The sequence below is a fragment of the Legionella busanensis genome (genome assembly GCF_900461525.1).
Lineage (GTDB): Bacteria > Pseudomonadota > Gammaproteobacteria > Legionellales > Legionellaceae > Legionella_C > Legionella_C busanensis.
Genome location: NZ_UGOD01000001.1, coordinates 3,118,492 through 3,132,962, shown reverse-complemented (window position 1 = coordinate 3,132,962; position 14,471 = coordinate 3,118,492). Strand labels below are relative to the sequence as shown.

The window sequence follows — 14,471 nt, the reverse complement described above, 5'->3', positions numbered from 1 at the left end:
CAAGGGCCAATTTGCAGGCTGCGGCAGTGCTCAAATCCTCATGTACTTTCGGTACACTCCGGTTCTGTGCGCTGGCGCAACCTGTAACTTGACTCCTTGCAGCAAATTTTGAAAGAAGCCCATTTCAGCATGGATAAAAGAATTGCGTAAAGCAACAATTAATAAAATTATAGGATATTTAATCTTAATTGTAGTCGTAACTTTTTTATCTAGCGGATTTTATTTTTGGGAACAATATCTATTAGCCCATTTTTTAGGTGGTTTTCAAGAGCCAGATATACCTATCATGCATTCTTCGCCTGGATTTCATTTCTTTTTTAAAGCTTGGCCAATTTGGATTTTTCCTCTCATTATTAATAACTTATTTATAACGCTAATTGGAAAAAAATATTATCAGGTTTTTATAAAGCGTATTGCTAAATTAAAGCAAGAACGTCTAAAGTTACAAAATGAAATTAAAGAATTAAAATTTAAGTTAATTAAATTGAATGATGAGGTAAATAAATCTAGGCGCAATGTCGATCAGGAGAAGCATAAAGCGCTACAAATTGCTTATGATAATTTGGTAAATGATTATAAACAAAGTACTGATTTTATAGAAAAGTTGTTAGATAAAATAAATCAGTACGGTTTAAAATAGTAACTATCAATAAGGGTAGGTACTACAAGATTTTATCTTCTCCTCCTAAAATCCTTAAGGTACAATTTTGTAATCTTTTTCTATTTTATTACTGATGCATCTAAAACAATTAAAATTAGCAGGATTTAAGTCATTTGTTGATCCAATCTCTATTCCTTTCCCCAGCCATCTGGTAGCTGTGGTTGGTCCAAATGGTTGTGGAAAGTCAAATATCATTGATGCAGTTAGATGGGTATTAGGAGAGAGCTCCGCTAAAACCTTACGGGGTGAATCCTTAACAGATATTATTTTTAATGGTTCAACTAACCGTAAAGCGGTAGGACAAGCCTCAGTTGAATTGATTTTTGATAATTCATTAGGCAGGCTTGGTGGCCAATATGGTAATTATCAAGAAATTGCTATTAAAAGATTAGTAACTCGTGCAGGGGATTCTCTTTATTTTTTAAATGGAATTCGCTGTAGGCGACGCGATATTACCGATCTTTTTTTAGGCACCGGTGCAGGCGCTCGCGGATATTCAATTATTGGTCAAGGGACTGTATCAAGATTAGTTGAAGCACAGCCTGAAGAGTTACGTGCTCATTTAGAAGAAGCAGCAGGCATTTCTAAATATAAAGAGCGACGACGTGAAACTGTCATGCGTATAAATCAGACTCGAGAAAATTTAGCCCGAGTAAGTGATATCAGGGATGAGCTTACTAAACAATTACAGCGACTTGAACGACAAGCAAAAGCAGCTGCATATTATCAAGAACTAAAGAATTTGGAGCGAACTTATAAAGCAGAAATAATAGCGCTCAAATGGCAAGACTTAACTAAGCAATCATCACAATTAGAAAACCAAATTAACCAGTTTACTATAGATTATGAGCAATATCAGACTAGTATTACACAAATATATAGCCACAATACCTCTTTAAAAATAAGAATAGAGCAAACGCAGGATGTAATTGAAACCCAGCAAGCCCATTTTTATCAATTAACAACAGAAATTGCTCGCTTAGAAGAACAATTGCAGCAGCAAAATCAAGAACATCAGCGCTTATTAATGAATAGACAAACTATTTATACAGAACAGCTGGAGTTAAATACTCAATTAAACCATGAACAAAAATTAATACAAAATTATCAGGATGATATTAAACGAACTGAGTTTAATTTAGAGGCTTCTAAACAGCAATTAATAAAAAAGCAGCAACTATATCAAGTTGCAAAACAAGAGCAGTTAGAGTGGCAAACAAAAATTAAAGAAGTCCAAACCAATTTAACTCGTACTGAACAAGAGCTACAAGTGCAACAAGTGCATTATCAACATATCATTCAAGAACAGCAAAATGTACAAATTACTTTTGATAAAAACACAGACTTGTTGTCTTCACTTACTCAAGAATTAAATGCTATTAATCTCGTGCAGGAGAAAACCAATTTAATACACTTAGAAAATAAAAAGACAGAGCAAGAAATCAATTATCAAAGACTATTTAATAATTTAGGTGAGATACGTCAACAATTAATACAAACGGAAGCAGAACTATATCAGGCTCAAGATCAAATGCATCAGTTAACAGCAAAGCATGCGTCAGTGGCTGCGATCTTAGCTACGATTAAAAAGCAAAGCTATAGCTCAATAAAAGATCACCCGCGTCTTTTTGAAAGCTTAATAGTGGATAAAGAATGGCAATATGCATGCGAATTAGTTTTAAAAGACTATTTGCAAGCAACCGTTGTTACCTCACTTCAACCTATTTTAGCTAAATTAAATGAACTAGCAGATAACTCGCAAAGTTTTACTACTCCTTATTTTAATTTAAAAAAATCAACAAATTATCCATGCCTAGCTGATAAAATAAGTAGCTCTGTACCTTATTTTTTACCAAATTTGCATAAGGTTTTTACAGCCTCAAGTGTTATAGAAGCTTGTAGTTGGCTGCCTCAAATTGGTGAGGATGAGTCAATTATTACAAAAGAGGGTTGCTGGCTTGCTAAAGGGTGGATTCGAATTACGGGAAAAGCCCCTGTAGATACCGTTAGTTTATTAGCTAAGCAAGAGGAATTAAGTCATTTAGAAAGCGAGCTTCAACAAGCCCAAACGAATTTAGAACAATTAAAACAAAAACGTGATGAACTTCATTTGTTTTTAGAAGAGCAGCAGGAGAAAGTAGTTGCTTCTAAAGAAGAATTAAATATTATTCTTGATGAAATTAGATCAGAAAAAACAAGAATTGATACGCTCCAATTGAAAATTGAGCAACTTAATACGAAGAGGCAAGAGCTATTAAAAGATAATGAACAAATAAAACAACGATTAGTAGATTTAGCTGATCAACGCTTTACTATAGACCAAATAATTGCAGCAGCTCTTCCCTTAAAGCAACAGTTCTTAGCTGAACAAGAGCAATATAATAGAAGCAAACAAGATTTTGATGATGCCTTTTTGTTTAAAGAAAAAGATTTACATGAGGCACGTAATTTGATGCATCAATTAGAGATAGAAAATGAACGTAATCAATTAACTTATAAACAAATTACTGCTAATGCTGCTGCTAAACAAGACAAGTTAATCTTATTAAAGGAACGTTTAAAGGAAGATGATAAACAGCTCGCTACACTTTTAGAATCTAATTTTTCTTGCGAAAAAAAATTAGAAGTGAGATTAGAAGAGCATAAAAAAGTAGAGCAATCTTTACAAGTCATACGCGAAGAGCTTAATGATGACAAAGCCAAATTTACAGCTCAAGAAGCTAAAATTAAAGCAGATGAAAAGCAAATTAAAATTTTACAAGAAAAAATGCAACAACTGCAGTTACAACTACAGACATTTCGAGTGCAAATCGGTAATCTATTAGATGTATTAAAAGAGCAAGGGTTTCAAGTGCAAGCCCTAATTAAGGCATTAGCACCTGAAATAACTATTAAAGTGCGTGAGCAGCATATTGAAGAAATCGTTACGGAAATAAATCGCCTAGGTGCTATTAACCTTGCAGCTATTGAGGAATATAGCAATGAAATGCAAAGAAAACAGTATTTAGACGAGCAATATAGCGATTTGATTAATGCCCTAGCAATGCTTGAGGTTGCGATTGAAAAGTTAGATAAAGAAACAAAATTGCGTTTTCAACAAACATTTAATGACGTGAACGCTACGTTTCAATCTTTATTTCCACGTCTTTTCGGTGGAGGGCGAGCTGCCTTAGAGTTAACTGGTGATAATTTATTAGAAGCAGGCGTCTTAATTACAGCGCAGCCGCCAGGAAAGCGTAATAATACAATCTATCTGCTATCCGGAGGAGAGAAAGCAATGATAGCAGTGGCGCTAATATTTGCTATTTTCCAGTTAAATCCTTCTCCTTTTTGTATGTTAGATGAAGTAGACGCGCCTTTAGATGATGTAAATATTGGACGATTTTGTAATTTAGTAAAAGAAATGTCCCAAGTAGTGCAATTTTTGTTTATAACGCATAACAAGATAACGATGGAATTAGCTGATCATTTAATTGGTGTAACTATGCGTGAGCCAGGCGTCTCTCGAATCGTTTCTGTTGATGTTGAGCAAGCTTTAGCAATAACTGAGGCTTAATAAATTTTAATTTTAATACGCTAAAAAGTATTAGTGATATACCTTTAATTCTAAGAGGTATAAATGTAGCGGACAGTGAATAGGAGTCAATATGCAGGCAAACTTAAGTCTAGTACTCAATGTAATATTACTAATTGGCGTAGTCATTGCAATAGGACGTTTAATGAAAACCAAACGTCAAGCCAATCGTTTCTCAAGCTATCAACCGCCGTTAGGTAAAGTAGAAAATAAGCCGTTTGATGACATTATTGCTGTACGCAAAGTTAATTCTAACCTATTAAACGAAGAAGAGGATTTAGCTAATGTAAAAATTAGTGCTAGTGAACATGATGATAAAAAACCTATTTTAGTTGATGAAGTTATAAATAATGAGTCATCTTATGAAAGTAATAATGAAACAGGCCCTTCAGTCATGATGTTTTTACTGGCTAAAGAAAATCGTCAGCTAGCAGGATATGAATTACTGCAAACTGTATTAGCTGCTGGCTTGAGGTTTGGCGAAGGCCACTTGTTTCATAGACATCAATATTCCAATGGTCAGGGCCCCATTTTATGCAGCCTTGCAGCTGCAACACCGACAGGGGTTTTCGATTTGCAAAATATTGGGGGATTTTCGGTAAGAGGCTTATGCTTATTCATGCATTCTTCAGGTAATCCTACTATCGATAAAGAACGCTTTACTATTATGTTGGATACAGCCAAGCAGCTAAGTGATGAATTAGATACACTTTTACTTGATGAAAAAAAGCGGCCATTAACGGCAGAAAGTTTAAGACATTATTATAAATTACTAAATATTACTGATATATCAGATATTAAAGAATTTAAGGAAAACGAAATTGCTTAAATTGATATTACTCTTAATATAGAGGAAATTAAAACAGTAGCGGCTTTTCCTTAATAATTTATATTGCATTTTACTAACATTAGTGTGTAAGGTTAATAATCACTACACTTATTTTAATACCTTCCTTAATAATACTATGAACATTACAACTTTAATTCAACAATTAGGATGTCAATATAGTCAACCTCTTTTTGTAACAGGTATCTCTATTGATAGTCGGAAAGTTTTACCAGGTCATTTATTTATTGCTTTGCCGGGTGAAAAATTTGATGGTCATCATTTTATTGCTGAGGCGCAAGCTAAAGGTGCTATTGCAATTTTATGCGAGAGACAAATTGATGGCATTAATATTCCCCAATTTGTTGTTAAAAATACTCTACAAGCTATGACTACAATGGCTAAGTTACATCGGAAATCAATAAATTGCCCAGTTATTGCTTTAACCGGTAGTAATGGTAAAACTTCCGTAAAAGAAATGATAGCTAGTATTTTAACCAAGCCTGCTCATGCAACACCAGGTAATTTGAATAATCATATCGGGGTGCCTTTAAGTGTTTTACAGCTAAAACCTGAACATCGCTATGCTGTTTTTGAATTAGGGGCTAATCATATAGGCGAAATTGCTCATACAGTACAAATAGTACAACCCCAGGTAACCTTAATTAATAATATTGCGCCTGCGCATATTGAAGGCTTTGGATCAATTGAAGGTGTTGCTCGAGCTAAAGGTGAAATTTACGCTGGCCTTACAGATAAGGGGACGGCTGTAGTAAATGACGATGACGATTATGCACATTTTTGGGATAATTTGTTAGCTGATAAACAAACCATTCGTTTTTCATTGACAAAGCAAGCAAATGTTTATGCGAAAAACTTTTTACTAAATGAGGCAGGTTTCGCTTCCTTTACATTAGTCACTTCCTCAGCTGAGAGCGATATAACTTTACAGGTTCCGGGTGAGCATATGGCACGCAATGCACTAGCTGCCGCTTCTTGTTGCCTTGCTGTAGGTATTTCCCTAGAAGAAATAATTCGCGGATTACAAAACTTTAAAGGGGTATCCGGACGGTTAACTTATTTACAAGGTAAAAATGAATCCTTGGTTATTGATGATACTTATAACGCAAATTTACGTTCTGTGCTAACTGCTGTAGAGGTATTAGCAAAGCGGCAAGGCCGGCGTATTTTAGTTCTAGGGGATTTAGGTGAATTAGGTATGTGGACTCAACAGCATCATGAAGAAATTGGCTATGCTGCACAGCGTAAAGGAATAGATTTATTGTTAACATGTGGTAAACATAGTGTTTTTTCTAGTAAAGCATTTGGAAGTAGCGCCCGTCACTATGCTTCGCAAGAAGAGTTAACAAAAGATTTATTGGCCTGGCTTGATAAAGATACAACGGTGCTAGTGAAAGGATCTCGCTCAGCCAGTATGGAAAAAATAGTGCATGAACTAGTGGGTTAATACTTTAGGCATGTGATATGCTTGCCAATTTTTGTACGATCACTAGCTGATCAAGTTAAATATTTTAATTTTCGCAAGAGGAAAAGATATGCTTTATTGGTTAACGCAGTTAATACAAGGACAGTATCATGCGTTTCGAGTTTTTCAATACCTAACATTTCGGTCCATTTTAGCTGCTTTAACCGCACTTTTAGTAGGTCTTTTTTGTGGCCCTTTTATGATTAAATGGCTTCGAAATTTACAGCTAGGTCAAGTCGTGCGTGAGGATGGACCAAAAACTCATTTAACAAAAGCGGGTACGCCAACAATGGGTGGGGTACTTATTCTTGTTGCAATTTCAGTAAGCTGCTTACTCTGGGGTGATCTAGGTGAACCTTCATTATGGTTAGTATTACTAATGACGCTTGGGTTTGGAATTGTCGGTTGGGTTGACGACTATCGCAAAGTCGTGCGCAAAAATAGTAAAGGTTTACCCGGTCGTTGGAAGTATTTATGGCAATCAATCATTGCAATAATTGCTATTGTGGTTCTTTATTTTAGCTCTAGTATGCCTTTACAAACGGAGCTTAGTATTCCTTTTTTTAAAAACTGGCTAATTGATCTTGGACTATTTTTTCCAATTTTAGCTTATTTTGTCATTGTTGGTAGTAGTAATGCCGTTAATTTAACAGATGGCTTGGATGGTTTAGCAATTGTACCTATAGTAATGGTGGCAGGTGCTTTAGGTATATTTGCCTACGCAAGTAGCAATAACGTTTATGCTCATTATTTAGGTATTCCTTATTTAGCTAATATAGGTGAGCTTACTATTTTTTGCTCAGCAATTGTTGGTGCCGGTTTAGGGTTTCTTTGGTATAACACATATCCCGCCCAAGTTTTTATGGGAGATGTTGGTTCTTTAGCCTTAGGTTCTGCTTTAGGCATTATTGCGGTTATGGTTAGGCAAGAATTAGTATTATTAATCATGGGTGGTTTGTTTGTGATTGAAACAATATCAGTAATCTTGCAAGTGGGTTATTTTAAATATACAGGTGGGAAGAGATTATTTCGAATGGCTCCTCTTCATCATCATTTTGAACTTAAAGGCTGGACGGAGCCTAAGGTTATAGTACGCTTTTGGATTATGACTGTCGTTTTTGTCTTATGTGGTTTAGCAACTTTAAAATTACGTTAGGTGAACAATGACTCAATCCCTTTATCTAGTTGTAGGCCTAGGTAAAACTGGCCAATCTATTGCGAACTATTTACAACGTCGCAATTTACCTTTTATCTTCTATGATACTAGAAAAGAAGTAAATAATTTAACTGAGTTTAAGCAAGAATTTCCTGGTGTTGACATTTTTCTTGGTGATTTACCTATAAGTATTTATCCTCAATTGAAAGAGATTATTGCCAGTCCTGGCGTGGCACTCAATATTCCAGTTTTTATAGAAGCTAGAAATCAGAGTATTCCTATTATTGGTGACATAGAGTGTTTTGCTAGAGAAGTTAATAAACCTGTTATTGCTATAACTGGGACTAATGGTAAATCTACGGTAACAACGCTAGTAGGGGAAATAGCTAAAGCTGCAGGGTTAAAAGTTGCCGTAGCTGGCAATATAGGCTTACCAGTGCTTGATCTCCTTGATGATAAACAACAATATGATTTATGGGTACTTGAATTATCTAGTTTTCAATTAGACTTAACATTTTCACTCGCACCACTTGCTGCAACAATATTAAATATTTCACCAGATCATTTAGATAGACATTTTAGCCTTGAGGCTTACTGCCAAGCAAAGCAACGAATATATCTAAATGCTCAATTCTTAATTTACAATCGAGACGATAAACAGACTTATCCATTCCCTAAGGTAGAAAACATTAATGCTAATTTAGTTACTTTTGGTCTAGACACAGCTACCATCGGAAATTGGGGTATAACTTATAAGGATAATAATTATTTTTTAGCCAATGGTAATTTACCATTTCTCGCTGTCGATTTATTGTGCTTAAAAGGTAGACATAATTGGCAAAATGCTTTAGCTGCCTGTGCTTTATCTTTTGCCGCTGGCATAAGTATAGAGGTAATGTCTTCTGTTTTAAAAACCTTTTCAGGACTTTCTCACCGCTGTCAAAAGGTAAGAACAATAAATGGGGTTGATTGGGTTAATGATTCAAAAGGTACTAACATTGGAGCAACTATTTCAGCCATTTTAGGGATGGGTAGTGCCATGCAAGGAAAAATAGTTTTAATTGCAGGAGGCTTAGGTAAGGGTGCTGATTTTAGTGAATTAAAAATACCAGTGATGCAATTTGTTCGGGCAGTGGTTCTCATAGGTAAAGATGCTGCTAAGATTGAGCAAGCTATTGAAGGTGTTGTTCCTTCACTGCATGCCAAGAGCCTAGAGCAAGCTGTCAGCATTGCTTCTGAGCAGGCTCAGGCGGGGGATATCGTCTTATTATCACCTGCTTGTGCCAGTCAGGATATGTTTCGAGATTTTAATCATCGTGGTGAAGTGTTTACGAGTCTAGTAGAGGAATTATGATGATGCAGCCACGTCATTACACCCAGCGAGGTAAGCCAACACATAAGCCACTATCTCTTTATGACAAGTGGTTAATGAGCGCCGTGCTTGGGTTAATTATTATTGGTCTTATGATGGTTGCATCGAGTTCGGTTATGGTTTCAACTAAATATTATCATAATCCTTTTCATTTCCTCATTCGCCAGTTTGTATTTCTTTTCGTAGGCTTTTTTCTTGCTTTAATTATTATGCGTATAGATAGTAGTGTTTGGGAGAAAAGCAGTATGCCGCTACTTTTTATCTGCTTGATAATGTTAGTTGCTGTTTTAATTCCGGGCATTGGCCATACAGTAAATGGAAGTCGTAGGTGGTTGTCATTAGGCCCTATTGGTATTCAGGTTTCTGAACTCACTAAATTAATTATGATTTTCTATGTGGCGGGTTATTTAGTGAGACAGCAAAAAACAGTAGAGAAATCTATTTTTGGTTTTATTAAACCGATGATCATTTTAAGTTTAATTGCCTGTCTACTTTTACTTGAGCCTGACTTTGGTGCGACAGTAGTCATTGCTGGGACAGTTATGGCTATGTTATTTTTAGCAGGCGTAAAATTGCGTTATTATCTAGGTTTGCTTATAGTTGTAATTTGTTGTTTAGCTATGCTAGCTGTTTCATCACCCTATCGGGTTGCTCGTTTAACAGCTTTTCTTGATCCGTGGGCAGATCAATTTAATAGCGGATATCAATTAACTCAATCTTTAATCGCTTTCGGACGCGGTGGTTGGTTTGGTGTAGGATTGGGTGATAGCGTACAAAAATTATTTTATTTACCTGAGGCTCATACTGATTTTCTATTTGCTGTACTGGCTGAAGAGTTGGGACTGTTTGGCGCCCTTTTGGTGTTAGTCCTCTATACTATATTAGTATTTAGAGGTTTATCAATTGGTTATACGGCTCATAGTCAGGAGAGATTTTTTGCTGCGTTCACTGCTTATGGTTTGACTTTTTGGCTAGGGCTACAAGCAGCTATTAATATGGGCGTTAATTCAGGGTTGCTACCAACAAAGGGCTTAACACTGCCAATGTTAAGTTATGGAGGTGCTAGTGTGGTAGTTAATTGTATGGTCATTGCTTTGTTGTTACGTATTGATCATGAGAATCGTTGGCAATCACTAGGATTGCGATCGCCGACTTCATAAAAGGGGAATGTTGTGGAAAGCTTAGGACATTTTTTCTCGCCAAGGATGCGGCGTATAAAGCAAATTCATTTTGTTGGTATTGGTGGTGCAGGCATGTGTGGTATTGCCGAAGTTTTACATAATGATGGATATCAAATTACAGGTTCTGATCTAAGTGAAAATCGCGCTGTTCAACATTTACAAGCATTAGGTATTAAAATCTTTATTGGTCACCAAGCTCAAAATATTGAGAATGCTGATGTTATTGTGCGCTCAACAGCTATTGAGGCTGATAATCCAGAAATATGTGCTGCTTATGAGCAGCATATTCCGGTTATTCCACGTGCAGCCATGCTCGCTGAGTTAATGCGCTTTCGTTATGGAATTGCTATTGCAGGAACGCATGGTAAGACAACAACAACGAGTCTTGTGAGTAGCTTATTGTGCGAAGGAGGTTATGATCCTAGCTTCATTATTGGCGGTAAATTAAATAGTTGTGGTACAAATGCCAAGTTAGGAAAATCAGCCTATCTAGTTGCTGAAGCAGATGAAAGTGATGCTTCGTTTCTTCAATTAAAGCCGATGATGGCGGTAGTAACCAATATCGATGCTGATCATATGGGAACATATAATAATAATTTTGATAACTTACGAAAAACCTTTATTGAGTTTTTGCATCATTTACCTTTTTATGGTTTGGCAGTTGTTTGCCTTGAAGATGAAGAAGTAAGAAATATATTACCAGCAATTGAGCGGCCTATTTTAACTTATGGTTTTTGTGAAGAGGCTGATTACCGAGCCTTAAATTGGACTCAAAATGGTCTTTTAAGTGAATTTACGGTACAAAGGCCAAAATCATTACAACCTTTAGCAATTAAATTTCAATGGCCAGGGCGCCATAATGTTTTAAATGCGCTAGCAGCAATTGCTATAGCAACAGAACTAGGCGTTGATGATAATGCCATCGTTCAAGGATTGCTCAAATTTCAAGGTGTTGGACGCCGTTTTCAAATATTAGGAGAAAGGCAGTTTGAAAAAGGTAATGCGATTGTTGTAGATGATTATGGTCATCACCCAAAAGAGATCCTTTCTACTCTGGAAACCTTTCGTCAGGTTTGGCCTAACAAACGTCTAATACATATTTTTCAACCTCATCGCTATACACGTACTCAGGCTTTATTTGAGCAGTTTATTAACGCTTTAAGTTTTGCCGATCAATTATTACTATTAGATATTTATTCAGCTGGTGAAACATCGATTCCAGAAATTACAAGTCAAGCTTTACTTCAGCAAATACATTTAACTCGTCCAAATGCTAAGCTTGTTAACGAAGAGAATCTTAGTCAGATCTTAGATGAAGTAATTACAACAGATGATGTCATCCTAATGCAAGGAGCAGGAAGTGTAGGACAGTTAGCCATTAATTTGATGCAAACTTCAAGAGAAACAGCATGAACAATATTAATCTCGCTTCTAATGATAAAGTGGATTATCAAGGTAAATTGCTATTTAATGAATCATTAGCTTCGTATACAACTTGGCGTGTAGGTGGTATAGCGAAGAAATTATATAAACCTATAAACATCAATGATTTAGCTTTATTTTTACAGCATCTACCTGCAGATGAGCCGATTGTCTGGCTGGGTTTAGGAAGTAATTCCTTAATTAGAGATAGTGGTTTTGCTGGTACCGTTATCTTAACTCAAGGTTGCTTAAAAGAAATACAAATAGGAGATGATAATCAAATTCGTGTTGAAGCAGGTGTTTCCTGTGCGACAATGGCAAGGTTTTGTGCACGCAATAATTTTTCTGGTGGCGAATTTTGGGCTGGCATCCCTGGAACGATGGGCGGTGCTTTGCGCATGAACGCAGGTTGCTTTGGTAGCGAAACATGGGAATCAGTTGTCGAAGTAGAAACTATAAATCGTCAAGGCATAAAGCGTAAACGTAAACCAGAAGAATTTTCTGTTTCTTATCGACACGTTAGTGGTTTAGATAAGGAAGAATGGTTTACCGCTGCTACTTGTAAATTAGTACCTGGCGAGAAAGAACGCTCTCTTCAACTTATTAAAGAACTATTAACACACCGGGCAAATACTCAGCCAACTAATGAATATAATTGTGGCTCAGTATTTAGAAACCCGCCAGGCAATTATGCAGCAAGACTTATTGAAACTTGTGGCCTTAAAGGTAAACAACTCGGTGGAGCAGCTGTCTCCACAAAGCATGCAAATTTTATTATTAATCAAGAGGGACAAGCAACAGCGCAAGATATCGAATCTTTAATTAACTTGATTCGTGATACTGTTAGTCAACAAACCTCAGTTGAACTTATCCGAGAAGTACATATCATTGGAGACCATTAATGTCGAAACTTCTTAATCTAGCTCTTTTATATGGCGGTAAATCAGGTGAACATGAAATTTCTTTAATTTCTGCCGCATCAGTACTGGGTGAGCTTGATAGCAGTAAATATAATATTATCCCCATAGGAATGGATAAAGAAGGACGTTTTTATTTAAATAATTATCAGGATTTATTAGCATTTAAAGAAAGTCTGCCTGTTATAACACCTCACTCTAAACCAATTCCTAATTTCCTTATGGATGGACGTCCGGCTGTTGATGTTGATGTCGTTTTCCCAGTTGTGCATGGTCCCTTATATGAAGATGGCTGTTTACAAGGCTTATTAGAGCTCGCTGGTATTGCTTATGTTGGTTGCGATGTATTAACTTCAGCAATCGGTATGGATAAAGATATGACCAGGCGAATTTTAAGTACTTATCACAATATTCACTATGCTCGGTATCAGGTATTATCTTGGCATACTAATGATACAGAGCGGAAAATTTTTTGTGAAAAAGTCAGCAATGAATTAGGGTGGCCTTTATTTGTTAAGCCTTGCTCACTTGGCTCAAGCGTAGGTACTCATAAAGTAAATAACTTAGACCAATTAACTTCAGCAGTTGCAGATGCATTGCGCTATGATGAGGAAATTATTGTTGAAGAATATCTCAAAGGGCGCGAAATTGAGCTTGCTGTGCTTGAAAATGAAAAACCTAATAGCGGGCCTAAAGTTAGTATTGCTGGTGAGATTAAAGTTTATCATCCAGATGGATTTTATTCTTATACAGCTAAATATCTAGAGAGCCATCAAACAGAATTAGTGGTGCCTGCAAATTTAAATGCAGAAATTTTAAGTCAATTACAGATAATAGCAGCAGAGATTTTTACCTATTTAAAATGTAAGGGAATGGCTCGTATTGATTTCTTTGTTAATGAAGAAATAGGTAAAATTTATTTTAATGAAATAAATACGTTACCTGGTTTTACGTCAATTAGTATGTATCCTAAATTATGGCAAGCAAGTGGTTTAACTTATTCTGCCTTATTAGATCAACTAATTAATTTAGCAATTATACATCAGAATTGTCGAAAAAATTTAATAACTAATTATCAATAAGCCGTTGAATTCTATTACGTTTAGATAAGTAATAATTCTTAAATATAATAATAATAGGCAAGGTAAAAATGGGTGCATATAAGGGTCAATTACGTTATGTAAGTTTACTAACTTTTTTGATTCTTTGTGCGCTTTGTCTTATGGCTCGATTAATTTATTTATTTATTGCTGATCCACAACGTTTTCCAATTAATACTATTAAAATTGCAGCCGCTTATGATCATATTTCTCATAAACAACTTGAGTCTACTTTAGAGAAATTTAGCGATGCTAGCTTTTTTTCATTGCCTGTTGGTCACCTACATATAGCCTTATCTTCACTAGCTTGGGTTAAAAGCGTTCAAATAGAAAGGGTATGGCCAGATACTTTAAAAATTAAATTAATTGAAAAAAAACCTATTGCAGTTTGGAACAATATGATGATGACTGCTGAAGGTGAAATTTTTGATGGCGGAAAAGAAATAATAGACACTTCATTGCCTCAATTAAAAGGACCTAAGAATCAACATCAACAAGTCTTACAAGTTTATAAAAAAATGAGTAAGATATTAAATAATTATGATTTAAATGCAACAGTATTAGAGCGGCGTAATAATGGTGCTTGGGAGCTTACGCTCTCTAATGGGATTCAGTTGCGATTGGGTAAACGCGATCTTGAAACAAGAATAAACCGATTCTGTAAGGCATATCCTGCCGTTTTTGCAGGCGTTTTATCAGATAAGCCAGAACAAATGGCAAGCGTTGATTTACGTTATCCGCGCGGTATGGCGGTGCAATGGAGAAAATGACGGAAA

11 protein-coding genes are annotated in these 14,471 nt (G+C 35.8%); all 11 read left to right on the top strand.

Translation table 11 applies throughout. The annotated features are described in order from the left end of the window. The first annotated feature begins 142 nt into the window (after window positions 1-142). The 11 genes from DYH30_RS13895 (at window position 143) to DYH30_RS13845 (ending at window position 14,465) form a co-directional block, all read left to right on the top strand. Window positions 143-640 (top strand): cell division protein ZapB, encoded by a 498-nt coding sequence (locus DYH30_RS13895; RefSeq protein ID WP_115332218.1) that lies wholly within the window; start codon window positions 143-145, stop codon window positions 638-640. A gap of 94 nt (window positions 641-734) precedes the next feature. Next, window positions 735-4,217 carry a chromosome segregation protein SMC gene (smc, locus tag DYH30_RS13890; RefSeq protein ID WP_115332217.1) on the top strand — a complete coding sequence of 1,161 codons (3,483 nt, stop codon included), beginning with the start codon at window positions 735-737 and terminating at the stop codon, window positions 4,215-4,217. A 91-nt stretch (window positions 4,218-4,308) separates the two neighbouring features. Beyond that, window positions 4,309-5,064 carry a cell division protein ZipA C-terminal FtsZ-binding domain-containing protein gene (locus DYH30_RS13885; protein ID WP_115332216.1) on the top strand — a complete coding sequence of 252 codons (756 nt, stop codon included), beginning with the start codon at window positions 4,309-4,311 and terminating at the stop codon, window positions 5,062-5,064. 136 nt (window positions 5,065-5,200) lie between these two features. After that, window positions 5,201-6,529: a UDP-N-acetylmuramoyl-tripeptide--D-alanyl-D-alanine ligase gene (locus tag DYH30_RS13880; protein WP_115332215.1), complete on the top strand. Its 1,329-nt coding sequence runs from the start codon at window positions 5,201-5,203 to the stop codon at window positions 6,527-6,529. 88 nt (window positions 6,530-6,617) lie between these two features. Continuing rightward, window positions 6,618-7,703 carry a phospho-N-acetylmuramoyl-pentapeptide-transferase gene (gene mraY / locus DYH30_RS13875; protein WP_115332214.1) on the top strand — a complete coding sequence of 362 codons (1,086 nt, stop codon included), beginning with the start codon at window positions 6,618-6,620 and terminating at the stop codon, window positions 7,701-7,703. 7 nt (window positions 7,704-7,710) lie between these two features. Then, window positions 7,711-9,057 (top strand): UDP-N-acetylmuramoyl-L-alanine--D-glutamate ligase, encoded by a 1,347-nt coding sequence (gene murD / locus DYH30_RS13870; protein WP_115332213.1) that lies wholly within the window; start codon window positions 7,711-7,713, stop codon window positions 9,055-9,057. Between the two features lie 2 nt (window positions 9,058-9,059). Beyond that, the gene (gene ftsW, locus DYH30_RS13865; protein ID WP_165482131.1) at window positions 9,060-10,235 is read left to right on the top strand and encodes a putative lipid II flippase FtsW; all 1,176 of its coding nucleotides are present in this window, start codon (window positions 9,060-9,062) and stop codon (window positions 10,233-10,235) included. 12 nt (window positions 10,236-10,247) lie between these two features. Beyond that, window positions 10,248-11,669, top strand: a complete 1,422-nt coding sequence (gene murC, locus DYH30_RS13860) for a UDP-N-acetylmuramate--L-alanine ligase (RefSeq protein ID WP_423202819.1) — start codon at window positions 10,248-10,250, stop codon at window positions 11,667-11,669. After that, window positions 11,666-12,580 carry a UDP-N-acetylmuramate dehydrogenase gene (murB, locus tag DYH30_RS13855; protein WP_115332211.1) on the top strand — a complete coding sequence of 305 codons (915 nt, stop codon included), beginning with the start codon at window positions 11,666-11,668 and terminating at the stop codon, window positions 12,578-12,580. The genes murC and murB overlap by 4 nt, the downstream gene beginning before the upstream one ends. Further along, window positions 12,580-13,677: a D-alanine--D-alanine ligase family protein gene (locus tag DYH30_RS13850; RefSeq protein ID WP_115332210.1), complete on the top strand. Its 1,098-nt coding sequence runs from the start codon at window positions 12,580-12,582 to the stop codon at window positions 13,675-13,677. The genes murB and DYH30_RS13850 overlap by 1 nt, the downstream gene beginning before the upstream one ends. Window positions 13,678-13,745: 68 nt before the next feature. Continuing rightward, window positions 13,746-14,465, top strand: a complete 720-nt coding sequence (locus tag DYH30_RS13845; RefSeq protein ID WP_115332209.1) for a cell division protein FtsQ/DivIB — start codon at window positions 13,746-13,748, stop codon at window positions 14,463-14,465. The last annotated feature ends 6 nt before the right edge of the window (window positions 14,466-14,471 follow it).